This is a genomic window from Vibrio sp. KUL70, assembly GCF_059725515.1.
This window is the reverse complement of sequence record NZ_AP045836.1, coordinates 108,391-131,602: the sequence shown is the minus strand read 5'-3', so window position 1 is coordinate 131,602 and position 23,212 is coordinate 108,391. Positions and strand designations below refer to the sequence as shown.

Sequence of the window (23,212 nt, the reverse complement as noted above, 5' to 3'; positions counted from 1 at the left end):
TCAGCTTCCGGCTTAAGCCAATTTTTTAGCTAATATTTCGTCAATTGCTGCTTTCCCTGCGCCCGAGAACGCCAAAGAGACACTTGCGGCAAGCAGTGCTAAGCCAAACTCGTAACCATTGTTTGACATGAACAGACCGTTTTCAAAATGGACCGAGAAAATAGCCACTAACATGGTTACCGCTAGTACCGCCGCAGCCGGACGTGTAAGCAACCCTAAAAGAATAAATAGGCCACCGAAGAACTCTGCGCTGCCTGCCAAGAAGGCCATCAACATCCCAGGGCCAAGTCCAATTGATGCCATCCATTGTCCTGTGCCCTCAAGGCCATAACCACCAAACCAGCCAAATAGTTTCTGAGCGCCGTGTGCCATAAAGATAACACCAACGGGTACTCGAAGTGCCAGTGCACCAAAGCCAGCGTTAGATTGTGCGAGTTTTTGAATAAGTGCTTTCATAGTTGTGTCCTTAAAGTTATTCGATCAATGTGAGGTCGCTTAACTGCTCTCCCTCAGCTGTTGATGAACAGTCTAGGCGGCACGGCTAACAGAAAGAATCCGGTAGTTTTGATGCATTAATTCAAATTTTTCGAACAAGATTCATTGAACTATTTCTCGAATCAAACTGATAACATAAAATTATTATTAATATAAATTATGATAATTTCATTTAATTAAAGTAAACCCCTATTATTCTCTCCATCGAAGCGAAATGCTGAAGAAAAGACAATTTATCTAGACAGATTTTGGAGCAGAATATGAAAATGAATCACGTTGGTATCATGGTTGGCGATATGGACAAAGCGGTAGAGTTCTACACGAAAGCGCTAGGTCTTCGCATTGTAATGAACAACACCAAAGTGATGGAAGAGCGTGAATCAGCAATTGGTCGTATGTGTATTGCTGTGTTTGGTGAAGGTTTCAAAGGTTTCAACATTGCTCACCTAGTAACATCAGATGGTATTGGCGTAGAGCTGTTCGAAATGGTTGACCGTGAAGAGCGTCATAACGTTGACTTCTCTCGTCTAGGCATCTTCCACTTCTGCCTACAACTACCAAAAGAGCAGTTTGAATCAGCAATCCAACGTGTTGAAGAGTATGGCGGTAAAGTACGTATGGACATCATGCGCTACCACCCAGAAGACGACGCTAAGCAAGCACAAATGGTTTACCTAGAAGACCCGTTTGGTAACTTATTTGAGTTCTACTCACACTCTTACGAAGACACCTACGCTTCAGATTACGAGTAATTTCCTAACTCAGAAATGAACGACTTTTCAATGCCCATTAGCGACTATTGCTAATGGGCATTTTCGATCTTTTGGTGACACTTTAAGTCATCAATGGGTTCGTCGTATTTAAGCGCAATAGATTGATAGTTATCACGTCACTTCCTCGCCCAAGGTGGCATCCCGCAACAATGCCATTGACATAGAATCCAAAATCACATCGTAAAGACAGGCGACATGCCACTCTGTTGTCCATTTAGAAGCAGAGTTCCGATAACGATTAGTAGCATTCCACCAAACAGCTGCAAGTAATGGCCGGCAACTTTCCATGTTTCGCTACCGTTTTTATTACCTGCCGATAGATAACGTTTTACTAAATGTTTTCCAGTAAGCGTCATTATGGCGATCAGCGAAGTGGTCAACGCGGTGCCGACAGCCATCGCCAACGCACTCAATACGCCCATCCAATACATACCAACAACATTGGCAAACAGCAGTACCATAACCGCACCAGTACACGGTCTTACGCCAATGGTCACGATAATCCCAGCATATTCTCGTAAGGTTGAAGCTTTATTAATTGCTTCTGCGTCAGCGACATGCTGGTGGCCACATCCACAGTCTGCATGATGCGTATGAGCAGCTGGCTTTTGAATGCTTATCGAGTTTTGGGTTGGCGCTTGCATTGTTAGCGGTGACTGTCCACTCGTCGCGAAGCCAGTAATGGCTTTCACTTTAAGTTTAGGTTTTCGCATAGTTTGATAGATGTTGCGCAGCGCTTTCCAACAGATCAAAGCACCAACAGCAGCAACCAAACCAAAACTCAATAAAACAAACATATTTGCTTTATCATTCACCACGCGCATTGATGCGTTGAAGCCCCAGATCAAAACACTAACCAGCATTATCGCAACCAATGCCTGCAATAATGCGGAAACGACAGTAAGCACCAAACTCGCTTTAGCCTTTGTGGGATGCGTTGCTAAGTAAGTCGAAACAATCACTTTGCCGTGTCCAGGTCCCAGTGAATGAAGCATACCGTAAACAAAACTAAAACCAATTAAGTAACTCCCTGCAGCCCAAGGTGAAGAATTTGCTTCATAGAGTAAATCAGCAAGTTGAGCGTTTACTTCTCTTTGCCACTGAATACTTGATAAAACCAAAGACGGCCACATTGTCCAAAGCTGGTAGAGACCAACAATCACAAGCAGCGCTGCGCCGGCCCCGATCAGGCAGTGGTTTGTTTTAAATTGACTTTTCTGCATTGGATTAGAACCTATAATTCTTCATTTGTTACCAACAGCATCACTGAGAATCGGTGACTGTTGCACAGTTAAGTTCGATGGATTGAGTAAATAGCTGACCTAACGTGTTATCAGGGTCAGCATCAACCGACAACGACATCGCATAACTCATCTGCTCTGGCGTCGGGTTAGGTTCAACCAACTTAAGTGAGCACTGCCTTTCCAAATCAGGTGATAAACTGACGTCGCTCCTAGAGTTCCACGACATATCAACAAAATAGCTTGGATCAAAAATAAGTAATCGTAGGGCATCTCTCTTCACCGCCTTAGGCATAGAGAGGGGCAGATCGAAAGTCATCACGAGTTTCGCTTTATCTCGCTCAAACTTAGCATTCTCGGCTATGGCGTATTTTATTGGCGTTTCACCATCATAGAAGTAAGTGAAGTAGTGCTCATACATCATGTTGTCTATCACAGATGACGCAAGCTTCTTAAAAGTCTCTTCTTCACTCTCTGCGGCTATGTCTTCACCATCGAGCATATACATAGAGGTCATGGCATCAAACGACCACTCCATCGATAGGCCAGTGATCATCCCATTCTCCCCTTCTATATGGGTTTTCATTTCAATCCAGGAGTGAGGGTGAGCTTGCAAACTAGGCGCCCACAAGAGCAGTGCAAGAGAAGAGAAAGCCAATCTGTTAGGGCGCAGCTGCACCATACAATCGATGAGGCGAGACACAACGTGCAAAAAGGAATGGATAAATAGAAGTTGAGGTTTCATGGTGAACATTTACGGCTTTTAGATGATGTTATAATATAACAATTATCGTGATGTTCACACCACTCATTCTCATACGAAACTTAAAGCTATATAGCAAAGCTGTCTTTAATAGAAAGACCAAAACTAAAAAAGCCACCGATTTATCGTAATGTCAGATAAATCGGTGGCTTTTCGAATAACCTAAACGAAACTATCGCTTCTTACCCTGTTGTACTAATTTCTCATGCCAAGCCGTACTTCCATCTCGCTTGCTCACTTCATATTCGGCGCAGAACTGAGAGATGGTCATATTGTTGTCTCCCGTCGCTAACTTGAGCGCCAGTTGAACTTGCTGCAGTTTACTCTGCAAACGCAAAATTTGCCCTGCATTTGGGCTCTTTTCTTTTGCATACTTTAGTGCTGCGTGCTTACGTTCTGCCGCACCTGCTCTTCGGTCTGCTTCGCCTAACAGAAACTTTAGCTGACCAATCGTTTTACCTTTCTTAAAAGCAGGTTCAAGCAGCTCTGCACATTCGTCGAAAGTTGGGTTTTCAACGTATGGGTCGATTTTATGAGCTTGTTGGCGCATCCACTCTAGCGCTAATTCTTCGTCTGACATCGTGAAACCTTGGCGAACAAAAGAGGCATATGATATCGCTCATTAAGGACAGGCTGCAACAGCAGATTCATACCAGACCAGTAACCTCACGGACAGTTTCTGAGTTTCATCTATGAAGTATGCTGACCACGTTTCTTTATCCGCCTCTCTTTACAACTTTTAACCCAGTATCCTTGCCTGACTCTTCAGTTTATGGCTCAATGGCCGCAAATATTTCATAACTCGTTACACAACGCGACGCATGAACACTTTACATCTGCTGCCATGCAATCGAAACTTCTAATGAAGTAACTAGCAGCGATATAACCGAGTCAATACAGCATTATGAACAACACGACCGAAAAAAAGTCGAATCCCCTATTCGAGATCCTTTTTAACGTATTTATTCCATCTTTCATCTTGATGAAGTTTAGTGGCGAAGAACACTTAGGCACCGCAATGGCGCTAGTTGTTGCCTTGCTATTCCCTGTCATTTACGGTGGTATGGATCTTATCCGTAACAAGAAATTCAATTTCATCGCAGCGCTTGGTTTCATTAGCGTTTTATTAACGGGGGGGATTGGCCTACTTGAGCTAGACACTCGTTGGTTAGCACTTAAAGAAGCCTTGATCCCGGGGCTTATCGGCTTAGCAGTCTTGGGCTCAACATTTACTCGTTACCCATTGATGCAAAAAATGCTTCTTAACGACAGCGTGCTTAACCTACCGCTCATCAATGAACGTCTTGAAGCCAACGGCAAAAAAGAAGCCTTTGATCGGTGCTTAATGTCTTCAAACTACCTATTCGCAAGTACGTTCGCTTTCTCTTCAGCAATGAACTACTTCTTAGCAACGTGGATTGTAACTAGCCCTGCTGGCACAGCAGCGTTTAATGAAGAGCTAGGCAAACTCACTCTTTACAGCTACCCAGCGATTGCAATCCCAAGCATGCTGATGATGTTTGGTATTTTTTACTACATCTGGCGTCAAGTGCGCGCAATGACTCACTTAGAGACCGAGCAAATTTTTCACACTAAGTAACGGTTTAATTTAAACAACATAACGCCTCAAACGGAACAATTCGTTTGAGGCGTTTTTTTATCTTAGTTAAACACCCCAACTCACCTGCCCACCACCCTTCACAACAGATCAATAGGATTTTTCTATCAAAGAAATAGAAATAAGTGATCTGCTTTTTTGCCGTTTTGATGCCATTCTTAATGTATAGACATATAACCATAATTATTTTATGGTTATGTTTAATTAATAATACAAATAACTCAAACTGGATAGATAACCCCCCTTTCACGAATCGAGTTTAAGGTTGGTTATTTATTAACTTCGTCGCATTCAGGAGATAGATATGCACGGTGAGCAAAATGGTAATGCGGGCAAATGCCCAGTTATGCATGGCGGTAATACAACCCTTGGTGGTAAAGCAACAAAAAACGTCGATTGGTGGCCTAACCAATTGAACCTAAAAATCCTCCACCAAAACGACACCAAGTCGAACCCGCTTGATGAAAACTTTAATTACGCTGAAGCGTTTAAAGCTCTGAACCTAAAAGCTGTAAAGGCCGATCTTGAAGCGCTGATGACAGACTCGCAAGATTGGTGGCCAGCGGATTATGGTCACTACGGCCCATTCATGATCCGTATGGCATGGCATGCAGCAGGAACCTACCGAACGTCAGATGGACGCGGGGGCGGCAATACGGGCAACCAACGCTTTGCACCACTCAACAGTTGGCCAGATAACGGTAACCTAGACAAAGCTCGTCGCCTTCTGTGGCCTATTAAGAAAAAATACGGCAATAGCCTTTCGTGGGCAGACTTATTTATTCTTGCGGGTAACGTTGCAATCGAGTCAATGGGTCTACCTACCTTCGGTTTTTCTGGCGGTCGTCAGGACATTTGGGAACCAGAAGAAGACATCTATTGGGGTGCTGAGAGTGAATGGCTAGGTGATGAGCGCTATTCCGGTGACCGCGAGCTTGAAAAACCGCTTGCTGCGGTACAGATGGGTCTAATCTACGTAAACCCTGAAGGTCCAAACGGTGAGCCTACGATCCTCGCATCAGGAAGAGACATTCGCGATACATTCGCTCGAATGGGTATGAATGATGAAGAGACTGTTGCACTAGTCGCAGGTGGTCATACCTTCGGTAAAACGCACGGTGCTGGCCCTGAATCCGCTATGGGACCAGAGCCAGAAGCAGCACCACTTGAAGAGATGGGCTTTGGCTGGAAAAACAGCTTCGGCAGCGGGAAAGGTGACGACACAACCACCAGCGGCATTGAAGGTGCTTGGACGCCAAACCCAATTCAATGGGACAACGGCTACTTCGACATGCTATTTGGCTATGATTGGGACTTAGTGAAAAGCCCGACAGGTGCGTGGCAATGGGAACCGATTGGCGTGACTGAAGAACACATGGCACCGAAAGCGCATGATGCTTCTGTGAAAGTGAAAACCATCATGACCACTGCGGATATGGCGATGCGTATGGACCCAATCTACGGTCCGATTTCGAAGCGATTCCACCAGAATCCTGAAGAATTTGCTGACGCATTTGCTCGTGCTTGGTTCAAATTAACGCACCGTGACATGGGTCCTAAGAGCCGCTACTTGGGTGAAGAATCTCCAGCAGAAGATTTGATCTGGCAAGACCCACTGCCAGCAGCAAGCTTTGGTGCACTGTCAGACAGCGATATCGCAGAGCTGAAACAAGCGATTCTAGCAACTGACCTAACGATATCCGAACTGGTTTACACAGCATGGTCTAGTGCATCGACATACCGAGGTTCAGACTACCGAGGTGGTGCAAATGGCGCTCGTATCCGTTTGGCTCCTCAAAAAGATTGGGAAGCAAACCAACCAGAACAGCTCGACAAGGTACTGACCCAACTCGAGTCTGTTCGTTCGGCATTCAACACCAACGACCGTGGTATTTCTATTGCTGACCTGATCATTTTGGCGGGTAACACTGCGATTGAGAAAGCAGCTCAAGATGGTGGTTTTAATGTCGATGTACCATTCTCAGGTGGCCGCGTTGATGCCTCAGATGAGCACACTGACGCTGAGTCTTTTGCTGTTCTTGAGCCAGAGGCAGATGGTTTCCGTAACTTTGCGAAGAAGCTTTTTAGCGTACCAGCAGAAGAGATGCTGCTAGATAAGGCGCAACTACTTGGTCTATCAGCACCAGAAATGACGGTTCTTATCGGAGGGCTGCGAGTACTGGGCGCGAACCACAACAATACGCCTCACGGTGTACTAACCGATAAGGTTGGCGTATTAAGCAATGATTTCTTCGTAAACCTAGTTGATATGGCGACTGAGTGGAAACCTGTTTGTCCAAACAATAGCGCTTACTTAGGCACAGACAGAGCAACGGGTGAGAAGAAGTGGACAGCAACACGTGTAGACCTAGTCTTCGGCTCTAACTCTCAGTTGAGAGCGCTCGCTGAGCTATACGCATGTGACGATGCAAAAGAGAAGTTTGTAAAAGACTTTATCGCTGCATGGACGAAAGTGATGAACGCAGACCGTTTTGACCTGAACTAAGGTTTAGGCTCAGAAAGAATAAGGGCAGTGAAACACCTGCCCCTATCGTAAACAAACCCCTACACAACAGTAAACTGCCCCCAATAGTTGGGCATCAACTATTGGGGGGCTTTTTATGTCCAAATATAGCCGAGCATTTAACAAATTTTATGATGTATGAGCGGATCATCGAAGCAATGAAAAGGGAGATTATTGAGCAGTAAATACTTCTCGCATTAAAAAAGGCCAACCTAGCTAGTTGTTGGCCTACTGGAAGTTACCCACCTATTTTAGGGCGGGATAATGTGGATCGTGGCATCAACCTAAAACTAACGCTCCATATACTAAACCCGCACTGATTACCCAAGTTGGATGAAGCTTTAGTTTCTCTAAGGCAACGGCTGCAAACACAAACAACAAAACAAAATGACCAATCCCGGCCTCTACGCCAGACATCACAAGCTTGTAGCTAAGAATAACCATTAGTGCTGCGATAACAGGTAGTACCCACGCACTCAAGGCTTTAACTTTTGGAGAATTACGATACTTAAACAAAATACTCATAGCAACGACCATAATAAGAATGGTTGGCGCTGCTGTGGCAAATACCGCAATAAACGCACCCAAAGATCCGCCAACTTCATAGCCAATATAACCTGCCATCTTAGTCGCAATTGGGCTTGGCAGCGCATTACCTAACGCCAACACTTCTGCGAAACGCGTTGCATCCATCCACCCATAGTGACCCACTACTTGGGCCTCAATCAAAGGGATGATCGCAGGACCACCACCATAGCCGACAATGTTTGGAATAAAGAAAGCCAGAAAGATATCAATATAAACCTGCATAATTATCCCTTCTGCTTAGTAGTTTCTAGTTCGGCCTTCTTTTCTGGCTTCACCAAGACAGCAATCAAGACTGCCGCCACAATAAGACCAGGGTGAACACCCAAGCCTAGAATAAGCCCCAATGAACCTAGCGCTAATGTACCCGTTGCCAAAGCACCAACGGCTTTATGTCCTTTAATAAAAAAGTCGTAACACAGCTTTGTCATCATCCAAGCTACGATTGGCACCACACCTTGTGCCATACCCGCAACCCAAGGAGTGTCACGATATTCGTTTAGTAAGCCAAGCCCCGCAATCATCACGATTATCAACGGAACAATAGTCGCCACAACGGCATTGATACAGCCAACAACCCCACCGACTTTGTAGCCTATGTAGCCGGCCATCTTGGTCGCGATAGGACCAGGGAGTGTATTGCCAATCGCGAGCACGTTGGAAAACTCATCGTCTTCCATCCATTTGTAGTTATCAACCACTTCTTTGTGGACCAACGGAATCATGGTCGGGCCGCCACCAAAGCCAAATACGCCAATGCGGAAAAAGGCATTAAACAAATCAATTTGTGTTTTCATGATTGCCTCTAGAATGCTGCAATTGAGCCGTCAGTACGTGCTTCTGTGCCACCGCACAATACGCCCGTCTGAGGGTCTTTTACGATAATCTGACCACGTCCGTAAGTGGTGTAATCCGACGCTACTTGAACCTTGTGGCCTTTACGCAGCATGCCTGTCACGATATGACTTGGCATCGCTTGCTCAAGGCCTATGTTCATGTCGCCCATCCATTGCCAGCGTGGCGCATCCAGTGCAGCTTGTGGGTTAAGGCCAAAGTCGATCATATTCATCACAACCTGCATATGGCCTTGAGGCTGCATGAAGCCTCCCATCACACCAAATAGCCCTACAGGTTGATCGCCCTTAGTAATGAAGCCAGGGATAATGGTGTGGTAGGTCTTCTTGTTTGGCTGTAAGTAATTGTCATGAGCCGGATCAAGTGAGAAATTCTCACCACGGTTTTGTAGCGCGATGCCCGTCCCTGGAACCACAACACCAGAACCGAATCCGTGGTAGTTGCTTTGAATAAATGACACCATATTGCCTTCGTTATCTGCAGCCGCTAGATATACCGTTCCGCCTGCAGAAGGTTTGCCAATGGTAGGTCTAATGGCTTTACCACCAATCAGGTTACGACGCGTCTGTGCGTATTCATCCGACAGCAGTCCTTCAACAGATACCGACATCTTGTCACGCTGTGTGATGTACGCCTGACCATCAACATAGGCAAGCTTCATCGCTTCACACTGTTTATGGATAGTTTCTAAATCATCCCGGCTCTTGAATTCTTCATTCTTCAGCATGTTAAGAGCTATCAGCGCCACCATACCCTGACCATTCGGCGGGATTTCCCAGACGTCATAGCCCTTATAGTTGACCTTAATTGGGTTCACCCACTCAACCTCATAACGCTCAAGATCCGACTTACGGATTAGACCACCTGTCTTTTGTGAGAAAGCATCAATCTTATCTGCGATTTCACCGTGATAGAAACAGTTCGCTTTAGTCTTACCAATCGCGCGCAAGGTGTTTGCATGACCTGGGCTTGTGAAGAGCTCACCAGGTGTCGGCGCTTTACCGTCCTTAGTAAACATCTCAAACCACGCTTGTTTGACTTCACCCTCTAATTTAGATTCGAAAGTTTGCGCAGCTTTATCCCATAAAAAACTGATAGTAGGAGACACAGGGAAGCCTTCTTCAGCAAGCTTTGCTGCTGGCTCCATTAGATCCGAGAATGGCAGCTTACCAAAACGTTCACTCAACGCAGCCCACGAAGCAGGAATACCGGGAACGGTCACAGGCGTCCAGCCATAGAGTGGCACCTTACTGTGGCCTTGTTGAGTCAATAGCTCTGGCGTCAAAGCATCAGGTGCAAAACTCGAACCATTCAGGCCATAAAGCTTGTCTTTCACCCATACAATGGCAAACGCATCACCACCAATACCACAACCTGTTGGCTCTACAACTGTCAGCGCGGCAGCAGTTGCAATTGCTGCGTCAATGGCATTACCACCTTGTTTTAAGATGTCTGCGCCTATCTGAGCAGCGAGTGGCTGAGAGGTAGCGACCATGCCGTTCTTGGCATAAGTTGCCATACGCTGTGATGCGTATGGGTAAGATAATCCATCATTACTAAGCATTGTTAATTTCCTTTTTTACAACTTTTAAACTATTCACGTGTTGATAAAGGTTATAAAGACCTGATGCAACGATAACCGCCGCGATAACCGAACGAACAACACCGTCCATCATGAAAAGTGGAATAGAAAGAGAGAACATCATAATTGGCATGAAATAACCTGCCCATGGTGCATTGCTGCGTTTACCTTTTTGATAGGCAGGGAAGCATGATGAAAACAGAGCCAATACAATAAAAAATGCTGACCAAGGGCGAGTTAAGAACACCATCAGATCTGAATCTGTTGATAAAGCTCGAGAGAAGTTCACTTCTGCGATATGGCCAAGAACAACACCTAGAATCATTGGAGCTAATGGGAAGCCCAAGCCTTTCAAGACGAAACCAACCACACCGAAAATGAATAGTGTCCAGATATCCGCTTCTAGATTGTTTAATGAGAACACGCCTACAGAACAGTAAAGCAGGATCACCGATGCTAGTGTGTACATTGGAACACGAGTCACCTGAACGAATGCTTTAAGACATAATGACTGCAAGCCAACCATGAAGAAGTGAGCAATGAAGAAGGCAATAAAGATACCGTTGGCTAAAACAGGCTGCTCACTAATGAAGCCTGGACTTGGCACAATGTTATGCACCATCAACGCACCCAGCATTACTGCAGTAACAACATCACCCGGAATCCCCAGTGCCATCATTGAAATTAGAGACCCACCAGCCGTTGCGTTGTTCGACGCCTCTGGCGCGATGATTCCGTCTGGGTGCCCCTTACCGAACTCTTCTTTCTCTTGGGACGATTTCTTGGCTTGGTCGTACGCGAGTACGTTTGAGATTGAACTGCCCGCTGCTGGAAGAATTCCGGTAAATACACCAATCGCGCTTGAACGACAGAGGTTCACCCAACTTGAAAGTACTTGTTTGATAGCGGCAAAGTGGTTGATCTTAGTCGCTTGACCAGTTTCTTTCATTAATGGCTCTTTGGCCTTATTTCTATCGGAAATATCACCAAGCAATTGAGAAAAAGCAAACAATCCAATTAGAACCGGCAGGAATGAAAAGCCATCAACAAGGAAATCAGTTCCAAAAGTAAAGCGTTCAACACCATTCAAGTCGTCAGTTCCGATACAAGCAACTAATAGACCCAATGCGCCAGCGATTAGGCCTTTTACGAGACTGTCATTTGACAGGCTTGCTGTGATTGTTAAGGCAAAAAGCACCAAAGAAAAGTAATCCCAAGGACCAAACTCCAGGCCGATATTTGCTAATTGAGGCGCTAATACCACCAGCACTATTGCTGAAAATATACCACCAAAAAATGAAGCCCAAACACCCAATCCTAATGCTAAACCCGGCTTACCTTTTCGTACCAACGGAAAACCGTCAAACGTCGTCGCAATTGAAGATGGCGTTCCAGGTATACCTGTCAGCATCCCCGACATCAAACCACCTGATAGACCACCCACCATGACAGAGATCATAGTGGCCAAGCCTTGAATTGGAGTCATACCGAAGGTGAACGGCAGAGTAAGGACAATCGCCATCGTAATGGTAAAACCTGGTATGGAGCCAGCTAATAAGCCCCCGAAAGTACCAGCTGCCATCAACAACATGGTATCGAATGTGAACAGCTGACTCGCTGCTTCTAATACGTCTACAAACATGAATCCTTTCCTTAATACATGAGTGAGTACATGAGTTCGCCTTCAGGCAGCATTACACTCAATCCATAAGTGAATACGCCATACATTACCGCAACACTACCGACTGCAATTCCTAGGTGAATTAACACGTACTTCATGGTTTTATGACCAATCGACGTCAATACAAGGAATACAAATGCACTTCCGCCGATAAGCATGCCAAGGTAGGGTAATGAGTAAACAAAGCCAGCAAAAAGAGTGAATACGATCACGACATTACGTGGAAAGAAAGTTCTCCAATTGAAAGACTCTTGCTCTTCTTGGGTCGGTTTTAAAGACATCAGAAAATAGATGGCACATAAGGCGGTGAGTACCGAAAGTACGATCGTAGGCCAAACATTTGAGGTGATAGTACCGTAGTTAGTGCGCTCAATATCGTCGAGTGCATCAATAAACCGGCCGCAGCCTAACAGCAGCGTTAAACCAACAACACTGTCCTTGTTAATTAAATTCATAACCTGCTCTCCCTAACAAGTAACGAAATAAGAGAGGGCTTTGTAACTCGCCCTCGAAACAGATTTACTTTACGTTGTAAATACCAACTTGCTTCGCTAGCGCTTCCCAGACACCAAATTCATTAGCTAGCGCAGCCGAGTAATCGCTCGAGGCTAGGAACTTCACTTCAGTACCTTTAACGCGCAACGTTTCTTGTACTTTCGGGCTATTCACAGCGTTTTGAAATACCTCCTCATAATGCGCAATAATCTTTCCATCAGTCCCTTTAGGTAATGCGGTACCGCGACGAACACCAAACTCAACATTGAAGCCTTGTTCAATTGCCGATGGAACTTCAGGAAGTTGACTTTGGCGACCTTCAGAGGTTGTTGCTAACAGCTTAATTGCGCCCGTTTCGACATTTTTTCGGGAAGAAGTGAGATTGGACAGACCAATGTGAGCATTACCGGACAACAGTGCCGTGGTGCGCTCTCGAGTACCGTCGTAAGACACATGACGGAATTTAACGCCAAGCGCTTCTTCAAGCATCAGCATAGTGTAGTGAGAGGTAGAGCCCAGTGAACCCGCTGCAACAACAGAGTTAGGATTCTCTTTTGCGTAAGCCTGAAGTTCCGCTAGCGTAGAGTAAGGTTGTTGACCATTCACACCGATGTACTCTGCTGTTTCTGTAAGCTGAACGACAGGCTGATAACCGTCCCAGTTGACCTTTGCCTGGCCGCCTAAGTAGCTCGTCATTAGTGATTGGTGAATGGCTAAAAGTTCACAACCATTCTTACGTGATTTAAGAAATTTTGCCGAACCTTTATTGCCGCTGCGCCCTGGCATGTTAACCACTTGTAATTTTGGTTTAGCGCCTTGCGCGTTTGCTTCCTCTACAATTGTACGAAAAATAATGTCGGTACCACCGCCAGCACCCCATGGAACTATAAGTTTAGCTGTACTACATGGCAGCTTTACGTCATCCTGAGCGAATGCTCCAGCAGAAGCAGAACCTAGTAAAATGGCAAGTGTGAGCGATTTAGTAACGTTCATAAAAATTCATCCTTGTATTTATGTACTTTTTTAAAATAATCGATTATTTTAACATTGTGCAACAAATTAATCACACACCAATAATTTAGTCAATAACAAATGTTAAAAGGGACTTACCATTGACACAGACTAAAAGTTCGATAATTTATCAGAAAATAAAACAAGATCTCTCAGAGGGTCGGCTACCCTCAGGTGAAAAGCTAAAAATATCTAAGCTTAAAGAAGATTATGATGTTAGTTTAACTCCCTTAAGGGAAGCATTAAGTCAATTAGCAGCGCAGGGGTTATTGGATCAAGAGACGAATAAAGGCTTTTCAGTCCCTAAGTTGAGCTATAGCGATATTCTCGATATCAAACAAACTCGTATATTGATTGAGACGGCTGCATTGGAGTTATCTCTAAAGAATGGTGACATGGAATGGGAAGCGAGCTTGGTTGCTGCACACCATAAACTTGAGCGATTAAGTCTTTCAGTAAAAGATCTAGAGGCGTGGAGCCAAGCTCACGAAAATTTTCATTCAATTTTGCTCTCAGGCAGTGATTCCAAGTATCTGATTCAATTTTCAACACGGCTGAACCTAGCACTCGACAAATATCGTTGTATTGCGGAACCTAACCCAGAGATCCGCCAAAAGCTTGATGAGCAGCACAGTGAGCTATTACAACTTGCGCTTGATCGAAATATCAGCCAAGCGATTGAAACTCTCACCTCGCATATCGACCTCTCTTGCCAATCCGCTATCGAGTTATTAAAAAATAGAGATAAAGATAACATTCTTTAAACATCTAAAATTTAATAGCTAGAAGTCGCTATCTCTTAACCACCAGCCTGACAGTTCTAAGGGCTTGGTAAGTTCATAGGCTTCAAGGATGGTTTATAAACTAAACCATCCTCGCTATTACGTTTTTATTAAACTCTTTTATTTTTATCTCTAATACCGCTAACTAATCAAAAGACATCTCCGGCGAGCCAAATACCGTTATCTCCGGCAAGTCGCCTTCAAATTTCTCTATATTGACCAACGCGCTGTGAGCGGCAGTACTTTGTGACAGCTTCGATGTGCGTTTATCGTGAGTGAGGACATTCGGGTTACCATGCTTATCAAGGCTGCCTTTTTCACTTGGATTCATCGGGTCATACCATGAACCAGTACACAGATAGATGGTTCTTTCTCGAATATCTTCAGTCACAACCGCACCCGCTAGGCACGCACCTCGTTCATTGAAGACTTTAACGATATCGCCGTCTTCAATTCCTCGAGCCTTCGCATCAACCGGATTGATCATCACTGGCTCACGCCCTTTAATCTTAGCATTTCGGCTGTAACTACCTGAGTCGAGCTGGCTATGCAGCTTAGTTTTCGGCTGTCCTGAAATCATATGAAGCGGGAAAGTTTCCACTTGTTTGGATTTCAACCATTCTGTCGGAGGTAGCCAGGTAAACTGCCCTGGACAATCATCATATCCAAACGAAGCAATACGTTCGCTGTAAAGTTCGATCTTACCGCTTGGTGTCGTCAATGGATGCAAATCTGGATCTTGCCTAAAGTCTGCAAGCAATACAGTGTCTGGGTTCGGATCCGCGAATTCGATAACGTCCCCATTCAAAAACGTTTCAAAATCGGGAAGTTCAACGCCTAAGTTTTTCGATTCAGGGATAAGCTTTTGCCACATGCTCTCAAGCCATTGACGTGAGGTCTTGTTTTGCGTGAAGTCCTCTTCAATATCTAAGCGCTTTGCTATCTCTGTGAAAATATCAAACTCGTCACGAGCTTCTCCAACCGGCTCAACGACTCTAGGCATAGGGATCAAGCTATTGTCACGAGAGCCAGCACCGATATCTTCTCGTTCGAGCGTTGTCGTTACCGGTAATACAATGTCGGCAAATCTTGCTGTTGATGTCCAGTTGATTTCATTAACAATGATAGTTTCTGGCTGTTGGAATGCCTCTATCAAGCGGTTAATGTCTTGATGGTGGTGGAACGGATTGCCACCGGCCCACCAAACCATACGAATGTCCGGATAAGTCAGGTCCATACCGTTGTATTGGTATTCAGCCCCAGGGTTGAGCAACATGTCAGAGACACACGCCACCGGAATAAACGCGTCAACGTCGTTTTTGCGTTGTGGAAATGCTGGCCAGCGAATAGGACGATGCATCAGTCCAATCCCACCATCAGAACCGTATGCAATAGCGTAGCCACCGCCAGGTAAGCCAATTTGACCAAGCATAGAAGCTAGAGTGATCGTTCCCCAAAGCGTCTGTTCGCCATGCTCCGTTCTTTGAACCCCTGCTGCGGTACAGATAAAGGTGCGTGACTTTGCCATCTGGCGAGCAAGCTGTTTAATGCGTTCAGCTGGAATCTCCGATAAAGCACTCGCCCACTCTGCTGTCTTAGCAACACCGTCTTTCTCACCAAGCAGGTACGCCTTAACTTCATCAAACCCAACCGTGTATTTGTCGAGGAATGCGCTGTCATGAAGGTCTTCAACAAGTAAGGTATGTGCAAGTCCAAGCATGATCGCGGAATCAGATCCCGGTACTGCAGCCAGCCATTCTGCTTCAATTTCTGCCGGAGAATCTGAACGACACGGATTGATGTCGATAAACTCCACACCTGCTTTGCGACATGCCAGTAGCTCGTCTTTCAATCGGTGACGTGTACAACCGCCAGGAGACACTTGAGCGCTCTTAAGTGGTACACCACCAAACATAACGACCAACTCACCCTCTTTGGCAATGGTTGACCAGCGAGTTGCAGTCGATGTCATTTTGTTAAAGTCACCGACAATATGTGGCAACAAGATAAGTGCCGTGTTGTAGCTATAGTTACCTTCACTACTTACAAATCCACCAGCGCAGGTTAGGAATCGCTTAAGCTGACTTTGTGCATGATGAAAGCGACCCGCACTGCCCCAACCATAAGAGCCGCCGAATATCGCTTCGTTACCGTGCTCATTACGGGTGGACTTAACCGCTTTACTGATGAGGTCGAAGGCTGTTTCCCAAGAAACCTCGACAAAAGGCTCTTGACCCCTTGTGTTATTTTTGTGCTGTGGACCATTCTCAAGATAGCTTTTACGAACAGCCGGTTTCTTTATTCTGGCTGAGCCATAAAGAGAGCTGTGCATATTGTCATTGATAGGAGAAGGATCCGTATCAAGCGGATGTGCACTGACGCGAACTAATTTGCCGTCCTTGACCTCTGCAATCCCTGCCCCCCAGTGACTGGAGGTTGTGTACTTTTTCGTCATATTGTTACTTAGTTAAGTGATAAGGACATCGCTTCACCAATGTGTTGGCGAACAACGATTGTCATAGATGCCTAGTAAAAGGCTTTGGCTGAAAGTGTACCCTTGTGAAACACGATTGTTCCAGACCTCATTCAGGACATTTAAGAATACATTATTACCAACAGACCATTGAGTAAAGATAAGACCCAAGCAAGGTATTTTTAATTACAACGGTGCTTCGTTTTCTTTGAGCTTACATACACTAAGAGAGACATACCTGATCTTAACTGAGAATTGGAACGTAACTGGTCGCTTAAAAGAGGAAGAAAAGATTATGACAACCGTTTATGTAAGCATCGGCAGTAACATCAATCGCGAATATCACGTCACGCAGGCTCTTGAAGCGCTTGAGGATCGTTTCGCTCCTCTTCATATTTCTAGGTTCTACGATTGTGTGCCGGTTGGTTTTGAAGGGGACAATTTCCTAAACCTAGTCGTCGGCTTTGAATGCGATATTTCGGTCGCTGATTTGTCGAAGATACTTCATCAGATCGAATTAGATAATGGTCGTCAGCGTCAAACTAAAGCATTTGCAGCACGGACGATGGATATCGACATCCTTCTTTACGACGATCTAGTCGGAGTTATTGACGGTGTAGAGCTGCCCAGAGGTGAAATCACCGAATACGCTTTCGTGCTGCGACCACTTGTCGATATCGCTGCTCAAAAACGCCACCCTACTCTCGACATTTCCTATCAGCAGCTATGGGACAACTTCGACCAATCGAATCAAAAAACTCAAGCCATCTCTTTTACTCGGCATGTTACCTAAGCCGCTCTACACGAAGAAAGGTAGCAGGTAAGCTCTGTATCTCTTCACCCTTACTGATCTTTTCTCAAAACAAGCACGTAACTGACTTCACTTTCAAAGGACGGGAAATTTTTATGAATCATAACGCCATTATCACCATTACAAATCTCAGACTACGAACCTATATTGGCTTCAACGAAGAAGAGAAAACCAAACAGCAAGACATCGTTATCAACGCGGAAATCCACTACCCCGCCAACAACTTGTGCCTAGCTGATGATGTGGACAATGCGCTTAACTACAAAAACATTTGCAAGAAAATCATTCAGCACGTCGAATCCGGACGATTTTTGCTCCTAGAAAAATTAACTAGCGATGTGCTTGGAATCTGTATCGACCATTCATGGGTTCGTTACGCTCAAGTGAGAATTGACAAGCCTCACGCACTGCGTTTTGCGGATTCCGTTTCGCTTACCCTGAGCTATGAAGCAGACCAAGACAACAATGCATAAGGATCGAGGCTATGTTAACTAAAGAAGCAGAAAAAGTAAGAGAAGCTTTGTTGGCGAAAGGGCTTGAAACGCCAATGACACCGAGCGAAATGAACAGCGATCAGAAGTACAACCGTATCAAAGGGCTGCTAACTGAAGTAGTGAGCACACTAGGATTGGACTTGACCGATGACAGCCTCGCTGAGACACCACACCGAATTGCAAAGATGTATGTACACGAAATATTTTCTGGGCTCGACTACAACAACTTCCCCAAAATAAGTGTCATTGACAACAAAATGTCGGTTGATGAGATGGTCAAGGTATCGGACATCGACTTAACTTCAACGTGCGAACATCACTTCATTACCATCGATGGCCTAGCACAAGTCGCCTATATCCCTGAATCTAAAATACTGGGGTTATCGAAAATCAATCGTATTGTTCGTTTCTTTGCTCAGCGGCCTCAAGTTCAAGAGCGTCTGACACAACAAATCTTAGTCGCAATACAGGCGCTAGTTGAAACAGAAAACGTTGCCGTAACCATCAAAGCCACTCACTACTGCGTGAAATCGAGAGGCGTTATGGATGCCAACTCTGAAACCACGACTACCGCGTTGGGTGGTATCTTCAAAACTAACCCTCAAACCAGAGCTGAGTTTTTACGATGAGTGAGACGATTCTAATAACCGGTGTGGGCAAAAGACTAGGGTTCGCCCTAGCGCAGCAGCTTTTGTCAGATGGGTATAAAGTGATCGGGACTTACCGAAGCGACTACCCTCAACTGCAACAGTTACGAGACTGCGGGGCGGACCTGCAGCAGGTAGACTTTTATCAACAAAGCAGCCTAGAGAGTTTTCTTCATTACGTTGCTCGAGAGTACAGGACACTTCGAGCAGTGATACATAATGCCTCCGATTGGAAGCCAGAAAACAAACAAAACCCGAGTGAAAACGCCTCTCAAATCATCAGCCAGATGATGACGGTACATGCGAGCGTGCCCTATCTGATCAATTTAACACTCAAAGAGCAACTAGTGGCTAGTGACGAAACTTCAGACATCATCCATATCAGTGATTATGTCGCGGAGAAAGGCAGTAAAAAACATATCGCTTATGCCGCCAGTAAAGCCGCGCTCAATAACCTAACGCTCTCGTTTTCTGCCATGTTGGCTCCCAAGGTCAAAGTAAACACCGTCTCTCCGGCTATGATCAAGTTCAATGATCATGATGACGATGCTTACAAAGCGAAAGCTCTGCAAAAAGCTTTGATTCCTGCGGAGGCCGGTTTTGAAGAAGTGATAGATGGGATTAAATACGTGTTGGCCAGTCACTACATGACAGGAAGAACACTACACCTTGATGGTGGAAGGCATTTGAAATGATGCATTTGCCAAGGCAGTTTTAAAGAAAAAGGTAACATAAGTGCCTGAAGCAGACACTTATGGGAGGTATTTGCGATCGCTTACAAGGCGGCTTTTTTCGCTTCAGAGATCCAGGCATCAAATTGTGCTTGGTTAGCCTTAATCCAGCCGTTAACATGAGATTCGATATCGCCTGAGCTATTCTTACCTTGGCTCATCATCATATTTTGCGCGCTTACATCGTTAATGTTGAGCTTGATGATCTCAAATAACTTTGCTGCGGCTGGGTTCTGCTCTGCGAACGCTTTGTTAGCGACAATGCGCATTGAGTTCATTTCAAAGCCGTAGTTCTTACCATTTGGTAGAGTAGTGTCGACATTTTCTCGTTCACCAGGTAATGCGGAAAACGGTACTTCCAACCAAACTACATCTTTACCAGGAACAAGCTCACCACTTACCCAGTATGGAGTCCACGTGTAATACAAGATAGGGTCGCCTTTTTTGTAACGAGAAATCGTGTCGGCAATAATCGCGGCATAATTGCCTTGGTTGTGCGTGACATTATCTCTCAATTCAAAGGCACTAAGTTGCTCCTCAATGACCATTTCACAACCCCATCCAGGGTTACACCCCGTCAAGTCTGCTTTACCGTCACCGTTGGCATCAAACAGCTTGGCTAGTTTGGGATCTTTGAGCTGGCCGATGTTGGTAATGCCGTATTTTTCGGCTGTTTTTTTGTCAATCAGGTAACCTTGTGCCGCACCACTTACATAGTTGCCATGACGGTAGAATTTTTCATCGCCTCCTGACATGGCGTATTTGTCTGCGTGAAGCGGGAACCAACCAACTGCTAGAAACGTCGCGTCGCCCTTAGCAATCGATGTGTATGCAACATTGTAGTCTACTTCTTTGGTGTCTTTGACGTCATACCCCAAAGCCTCAAGTGCTCGGTTCACAATCAAAGTTTGAAAGGTCTCTTCCGCAACAGTCGATTGAACGGGTTGAACAGAGACGCCCTCTCCCGGAAGTGTGTTCGCCGATACTGAGTAGGACAATGCAATACTTGATAATGCACTGATTGAAATTGCTTTCTTCCATGAATCGCTCATTTTAAATTCTCCTTAAGTAATGCTTTTGAAGGTTTAGATTGCTTGATTATTTTTGATACAAAGGCGATTGGCCCCGTTTGATACCAGCGCGTCTTGGTGTCTCCCACGTTTTGACCGAGCTCTTGAGTAATGCGATCCAACAAAATGGCGAGTACAACAATACCCAATCCACCCACGGCAGCTAAACCCATATCGAGCCTACCGATACCTCGCAGAACCATTTGTCCTAAACCGCCTACAGCAATCATTGACGCGATGACAACCATAGATAAAGACAACATTAAGGTCTGATTCACACCAGCCATGATGGTCGGTAGAGCAAGAGGCAATTGAATGCGGTAAAGCATTTGTTTGTCATTGGCACCAAAAGCATGCCCTGCTTCAATGAGCTCTTCTGGTACTTGTTGTATACCTAGAATGGTGAGTCTCACCACTGGCGGTAAAGCGAATATGATTGTCACAACGACACCCGGAACATTACCGATGCCAAACAACATGACTATTGGAACTAAATAGACAAAAGCAGGTGTTGTTTGCATGGCGTCAAGAATGGGACGAATAAACTTGGCGGCAGTATGACTACGCGCTAGCCAAATACCGAGCGGGAGGCCGATTAACAAACAGAAAAACACCGATGTCATGACCAGAGAAAGTGTCGTCATGGCTTGCGACCATGCTCCAATCAAACCTATAAACGTCAACGATAGCAATGTTGCAACACCAAGACGTAAACTTGAAAACTGCCACGCAAGCAGAAACAAAATCATAATCATGAAAGGTGCTGATGTAGATACCAACGCGGTTTCAAATGACGTTAAAATAAAGTCGATTGGGACACGAATCGCTTGAAAAAGTGGTCGACCATGTTCAACCAACCAGTTGAGCCCTGATTCCACCCATGAGTCCAGTGGTAAAACTGATTCTTCAAAAGGGTTTAGAACATCGAAAGGCTTTTGCTCGACCGTTTCGCTGCTTAACCAATCCGCGGACGTGCTAGCTTGACTTGCCCCCCACGGATCGCTGCTCGCCGTTTCACTACTTTGTGACCACGGGTCATTTTGAGCTTGTTCTGATGACATGGTGCTACTCCTTATCCAAAGTTTGAAGCAATCTTGACTTACTGATCATCCCAAAGTACTTGCCTGAATCATCAACCACAGGGACTGGATAAGGGGCTTCTGCCACAGAGCCTAAAATGTCATTGATAGATTGTTCTGGATCGAGCGTGATTGTCGAATCCAGCTCAGCACTTGATAGGGAACGGTTTTCTTTGTATGCCAAACGGAGGGAGTCGAGTGAAACGATACCTGAGTAACGGTTACTCTTATCGACAATGATGCCGAACTCGCGGTCATTATCGGTCAGTAGTTGCAATGCGGAGGCGGGTCCATCATGTTCTGACTTCTTAAACACAGCTGCAGGTGTTTTCTTCGCGATGTCTTTGGCTGTCAAAGCGCTCGAAATGTTTACCCCTTTGAAAAAAGCGGCAACATAGTCATTAGCTGGCTTGTGAAGAATTTCATCCGGTGTACCCACCTGAACCACATCGCCGTCTTGCATAATGGCAATACGATCGCCAATACGCATCGCTTCGTCTAGGTCATGAGAAATGAATACGATCGTACGTTTATCATCATTTTGCAGGCGAATAAGCTCATCTTGCATTTCGGTTCGAATCAATGGATCGAGCGCAGAAAACGCTTCATCCATCAATAAAATATCAGGGTCGCAAGCCAACGCTCGCGCTAAACCGACTCGTTGTTTCATACCTCCAGATAATTCATCTGGAAAGGATTCGTTGTAAGCGCTCAACCCAACGCTTTCGAGAGCTTGTGACGCGTAGGTTTGACGTGTTGCCAAGTCCATCCCCGCCAACTCCAACCCAAATGCGGCATTCTCTAACACCGTCATGTGTGGCATTAACGCGAAATTCTGAAACACCATGGAGATGTTGTTACGTCGGACAGCTCTGAGCTCTTCTGCGGAGATCGTGGCAATATCTCGCCCTCGAAACAGAACACTACCCTTTGTTGGCTCGATGAGACGGTTGAGCAGGCGGACTAGTGTCGACTTGCCTGAACCGGATAGTCCCATGATGACGAATATCTCACCTTCATTAATCGAAAGAGAGGCATCGTTGACACCTATCGTAAGTCCTGTTTTGGCGAACACTTGGTCTTTATCTGCGCCAGATTCCATCATAGAAAAAGCGCGTTCGGTGTCTTCTCCAAACACCTTATAGAGTCCCTTAACTTCCAGTATGGGAGCCATGAAAATAATCCTCCTTTGGATGCACATTTGCACTTATATTTTGTACTCTAAACAAAATTTGAACCTAATTCAAACAAATTGGCGTTGAGCCTTCTTGCAACTCAGCAACTGTTTTAGATTCTCGATTTATAACCCAAGCCACAAAAAGACATTAAAATATTGATATTAAATAAAAAACACAAACAACCTTCAGAATAAATGCCTATCCAAAGTAAAACATAGCAATATGGGTTTTCATTTTCAGTATCCGACTCAACTCAATTGCGCCAGATTTAAATATTACTGAACTAAACATTAGACATCGAACAAAAATCAACCCCAACAAACC

22 protein-coding genes and 1 pseudogene are annotated in these 23,212 nt (G+C 45.1%); 9 read left to right on the top strand and 14 right to left on the bottom strand.

Annotation, left to right across the window (positions count from 1 at the left end):
- Positions 1 to 12: 12 nt before the first annotated feature.
- On the bottom strand, positions 13 to 456 hold the full coding sequence (locus tag AC6I7V_RS20555; protein WP_372068717.1) for a DoxX family protein: 444 nt from the start codon (positions 454 to 456) through the stop codon (positions 13 to 15).
- Positions 457 to 755: 299 nt separating this feature from the next.
- Between AC6I7V_RS20555 and AC6I7V_RS20550 the strand changes: the two genes are divergently transcribed.
- Positions 756 to 1,247 (top strand): VOC family protein, encoded by a 492-nt coding sequence (locus AC6I7V_RS20550; RefSeq protein WP_498012581.1) that lies wholly within the window; start codon positions 756 to 758, stop codon positions 1,245 to 1,247.
- A 194-nt stretch (positions 1,248 to 1,441) separates the two neighbouring features.
- On the opposite strand, the gene AC6I7V_RS20545 is transcribed toward AC6I7V_RS20550, so the two are convergent.
- From AC6I7V_RS20545 to AC6I7V_RS20535, 3 genes are all read right to left on the bottom strand, one after another.
- A complete protein-coding gene (locus AC6I7V_RS20545) occupies positions 1,442 to 2,491 on the bottom strand; it encodes a nickel/cobalt transporter (RefSeq protein WP_498012580.1) in 1,050 nt (349 codons plus the stop codon).
- A gap of 40 nt (positions 2,492 to 2,531) precedes the next feature.
- Positions 2,532 to 3,191 carry a DUF1007 family protein gene (locus AC6I7V_RS20540; RefSeq protein ID WP_498012603.1) on the bottom strand — a complete coding sequence of 220 codons (660 nt, stop codon included), beginning with the start codon at positions 3,189 to 3,191 and terminating at the stop codon, positions 2,532 to 2,534.
- A 253-nt stretch (positions 3,192 to 3,444) separates the two neighbouring features.
- Complete coding sequence (locus AC6I7V_RS20535) at positions 3,445 to 3,852, bottom strand: hypothetical protein (protein ID WP_239842598.1); 408 nt, start codon at positions 3,850 to 3,852, stop codon at positions 3,445 to 3,447.
- 324 nt (positions 3,853 to 4,176) lie between these two features.
- On the opposite strand from AC6I7V_RS20535, the gene AC6I7V_RS20530 reads away from it, so the two are divergent.
- On the top strand, positions 4,177 to 4,872 hold the full coding sequence (locus AC6I7V_RS20530; protein ID WP_032550739.1) for a VC0807 family protein: 696 nt from the start codon (positions 4,177 to 4,179) through the stop codon (positions 4,870 to 4,872).
- Positions 4,873 to 5,194: 322 nt separating this feature from the next.
- On the top strand, positions 5,195 to 7,396 hold the full coding sequence (gene katG / locus AC6I7V_RS20525; RefSeq protein WP_498012579.1) for a catalase/peroxidase HPI: 2,202 nt from the start codon (positions 5,195 to 5,197) through the stop codon (positions 7,394 to 7,396).
- Between the two features lie 297 nt (positions 7,397 to 7,693).
- Here the strand turns inward: katG and AC6I7V_RS20520 are convergent, their stop codons facing one another.
- From AC6I7V_RS20520 to AC6I7V_RS20495, 6 genes are all read right to left on the bottom strand, one after another.
- Entirely contained in the window at positions 7,694 to 8,224 is a 531-nt protein-coding gene (locus AC6I7V_RS20520) for a chromate transporter (RefSeq protein ID WP_255232880.1), read from the bottom strand.
- Positions 8,225 to 8,226: 2 nt separating this feature from the next.
- Positions 8,227 to 8,796, bottom strand: coding sequence for a chromate transporter (locus tag AC6I7V_RS20515; RefSeq protein WP_498012578.1), 570 nt, complete (start codon positions 8,794 to 8,796; stop codon positions 8,227 to 8,229).
- An 8-nt stretch (positions 8,797 to 8,804) separates the two neighbouring features.
- Entirely contained in the window at positions 8,805 to 10,418 is a 1,614-nt protein-coding gene (locus tag AC6I7V_RS20510; protein ID WP_498012577.1) for a gamma-glutamyltransferase family protein, read from the bottom strand.
- The gene (locus tag AC6I7V_RS20505; RefSeq protein WP_498012576.1) at positions 10,411 to 12,078 is read right to left on the bottom strand and encodes a tripartite tricarboxylate transporter permease; all 1,668 of its coding nucleotides are present in this window, start codon (positions 12,076 to 12,078) and stop codon (positions 10,411 to 10,413) included. The genes AC6I7V_RS20510 and AC6I7V_RS20505 overlap by 8 nt, the downstream gene beginning before the upstream one ends.
- 11 nt (positions 12,079 to 12,089) lie before the next feature.
- Complete coding sequence (locus tag AC6I7V_RS20500) at positions 12,090 to 12,572, bottom strand: tripartite tricarboxylate transporter TctB family protein (RefSeq protein ID WP_498012575.1); 483 nt, start codon at positions 12,570 to 12,572, stop codon at positions 12,090 to 12,092.
- Between the two features lie 64 nt (positions 12,573 to 12,636).
- Positions 12,637 to 13,605, bottom strand: a complete 969-nt coding sequence (locus AC6I7V_RS20495; protein WP_498012574.1) for a Bug family tripartite tricarboxylate transporter substrate binding protein — start codon at positions 13,603 to 13,605, stop codon at positions 12,637 to 12,639.
- A gap of 119 nt (positions 13,606 to 13,724) precedes the next feature.
- On the opposite strand from AC6I7V_RS20495, the pseudogene AC6I7V_RS20490 reads away from it, so the two are divergent.
- A pseudogene (locus tag AC6I7V_RS20490) lies at positions 13,725 to 13,865 on the top strand (GntR family transcriptional regulator); the annotation flags it as partial.
- Between the two features lie 27 nt (positions 13,866 to 13,892).
- A complete protein-coding gene (locus tag AC6I7V_RS20485; protein ID WP_498012602.1) occupies positions 13,893 to 14,387 on the top strand; it encodes a GntR family transcriptional regulator in 495 nt (164 codons plus the stop codon).
- 163 nt (positions 14,388 to 14,550) lie between these two features.
- Here the strand turns inward: AC6I7V_RS20485 and AC6I7V_RS20480 are convergent, their stop codons facing one another.
- A complete protein-coding gene (locus AC6I7V_RS20480) occupies positions 14,551 to 16,860 on the bottom strand; it encodes a molybdopterin-dependent oxidoreductase (protein ID WP_498012573.1) in 2,310 nt (769 codons plus the stop codon).
- Between the two features lie 313 nt (positions 16,861 to 17,173).
- Here AC6I7V_RS20480 and folK point away from each other — a divergent pair, with 313 nt between their 5' ends.
- The 4 genes from folK to folM all read left to right on the top strand — a co-directional run bounded on the left by folK (position 17,174) and on the right by folM (position 19,525).
- A complete protein-coding gene (gene folK / locus AC6I7V_RS20475) occupies positions 17,174 to 17,671 on the top strand; it encodes a 2-amino-4-hydroxy-6-hydroxymethyldihydropteridine diphosphokinase (protein WP_498012572.1) in 498 nt (165 codons plus the stop codon).
- Positions 17,672 to 17,784: 113 nt separating this feature from the next.
- Positions 17,785 to 18,162: a dihydroneopterin triphosphate 2'-epimerase gene (gene folX, locus AC6I7V_RS20470; RefSeq protein WP_255232876.1), complete on the top strand. Its 378-nt coding sequence runs from the start codon at positions 17,785 to 17,787 to the stop codon at positions 18,160 to 18,162.
- 11 nt (positions 18,163 to 18,173) lie between these two features.
- The gene (gene folE, locus AC6I7V_RS20465; RefSeq protein WP_255232875.1) at positions 18,174 to 18,812 is read left to right on the top strand and encodes a GTP cyclohydrolase I FolE; all 639 of its coding nucleotides are present in this window, start codon (positions 18,174 to 18,176) and stop codon (positions 18,810 to 18,812) included.
- Positions 18,809 to 19,525 carry a dihydromonapterin reductase gene (gene folM / locus AC6I7V_RS20460; protein WP_498012571.1) on the top strand — a complete coding sequence of 239 codons (717 nt, stop codon included), beginning with the start codon at positions 18,809 to 18,811 and terminating at the stop codon, positions 19,523 to 19,525. The genes folE and folM overlap by 4 nt, the downstream gene beginning before the upstream one ends.
- Positions 19,526 to 19,605: 80 nt before the next feature.
- Here the strand turns inward: folM and proX are convergent, their stop codons facing one another.
- From proX to proV, 3 genes are read right to left on the bottom strand one after another with little or no spacing between them, the layout of a single operon-like run.
- Entirely contained in the window at positions 19,606 to 20,613 is a 1,008-nt protein-coding gene (gene proX / locus AC6I7V_RS20455) for a glycine betaine/L-proline ABC transporter substrate-binding protein ProX (RefSeq protein ID WP_498012570.1), read from the bottom strand.
- Positions 20,610 to 21,692 (bottom strand): glycine betaine/L-proline ABC transporter permease ProW, encoded by a 1,083-nt coding sequence (proW, locus tag AC6I7V_RS20450; RefSeq protein ID WP_498012569.1) that lies wholly within the window; start codon positions 21,690 to 21,692, stop codon positions 20,610 to 20,612. The genes proX and proW overlap by 4 nt, the downstream gene beginning before the upstream one ends.
- Before the next feature lie 4 nt (positions 21,693 to 21,696).
- Positions 21,697 to 22,884, bottom strand: a complete 1,188-nt coding sequence (proV, locus tag AC6I7V_RS20445) for a glycine betaine/L-proline ABC transporter ATP-binding protein ProV (protein WP_255232871.1) — start codon at positions 22,882 to 22,884, stop codon at positions 21,697 to 21,699.
- Positions 22,885 to 23,212 lie beyond the last annotated feature (328 nt).

Coding starts and splice junctions, on each gene's coding strand:
- folX (WP_255232876.1), top strand. CDS start 17,785: ATGAATCATAACGCCATTATCACCATTACAAATCTCAGACTACGAACC.
- AC6I7V_RS20550 (WP_498012581.1), top strand. CDS start 756: ATGAAAATGAATCACGTTGGTATCATGGTTGGCGATATGGACAAAGCG.
- folE (WP_255232875.1), top strand. CDS start 18,174: ATGTTAACTAAAGAAGCAGAAAAAGTAAGAGAAGCTTTGTTGGCGAAA.
- proV (WP_255232871.1), bottom strand. CDS start 22,884: ATGGCTCCCATACTGGAAGTTAAGGGACTCTATAAGGTGTTTGGAGAA.
- AC6I7V_RS20510 (WP_498012577.1), bottom strand. CDS start 10,418: ATGCTTAGTAATGATGGATTATCTTACCCATACGCATCACAGCGTATG.
- AC6I7V_RS20520 (WP_255232880.1), bottom strand. CDS start 8,224: ATGCAGGTTTATATTGATATCTTTCTGGCTTTCTTTATTCCAAACATT.
- folK (WP_498012572.1), top strand. CDS start 17,174: ATGACAACCGTTTATGTAAGCATCGGCAGTAACATCAATCGCGAATAT.
- AC6I7V_RS20505 (WP_498012576.1), bottom strand. CDS start 12,078: ATGTTTGTAGACGTATTAGAAGCAGCGAGTCAGCTGTTCACATTCGAT.
- AC6I7V_RS20495 (WP_498012574.1), bottom strand. CDS start 13,605: ATGAACGTTACTAAATCGCTCACACTTGCCATTTTACTAGGTTCTGCT.
- AC6I7V_RS20480 (WP_498012573.1), bottom strand. CDS start 16,860: ATGACGAAAAAGTACACAACCTCCAGTCACTGGGGGGCAGGGATTGCA.
- proW (WP_498012569.1), bottom strand. CDS start 21,692: ATGTCATCAGAACAAGCTCAAAATGACCCGTGGTCACAAAGTAGTGAA.
- AC6I7V_RS20500 (WP_498012575.1), bottom strand. CDS start 12,572: ATGAATTTAATTAACAAGGACAGTGTTGTTGGTTTAACGCTGCTGTTA.
- AC6I7V_RS20545 (WP_498012580.1), bottom strand. CDS start 2,491: ATGCAGAAAAGTCAATTTAAAACAAACCACTGCCTGATCGGGGCCGGC.
- proX (WP_498012570.1), bottom strand. CDS start 20,613: ATGAGCGATTCATGGAAGAAAGCAATTTCAATCAGTGCATTATCAAGT.
- AC6I7V_RS20555 (WP_372068717.1), bottom strand. CDS start 456: ATGAAAGCACTTATTCAAAAACTCGCACAATCTAACGCTGGCTTTGGT.
- folM (WP_498012571.1), top strand. CDS start 18,809: ATGAGTGAGACGATTCTAATAACCGGTGTGGGCAAAAGACTAGGGTTC.
- AC6I7V_RS20530 (WP_032550739.1), top strand. CDS start 4,177: ATGAACAACACGACCGAAAAAAAGTCGAATCCCCTATTCGAGATCCTT.
- katG (WP_498012579.1), top strand. CDS start 5,195: ATGCACGGTGAGCAAAATGGTAATGCGGGCAAATGCCCAGTTATGCAT.
- AC6I7V_RS20535 (WP_239842598.1), bottom strand. CDS start 3,852: ATGTCAGACGAAGAATTAGCGCTAGAGTGGATGCGCCAACAAGCTCAT.
- AC6I7V_RS20540 (WP_498012603.1), bottom strand. CDS start 3,191: ATGGTGCAGCTGCGCCCTAACAGATTGGCTTTCTCTTCTCTTGCACTG.
- AC6I7V_RS20515 (WP_498012578.1), bottom strand. CDS start 8,796: ATGAAAACACAAATTGATTTGTTTAATGCCTTTTTCCGCATTGGCGTA.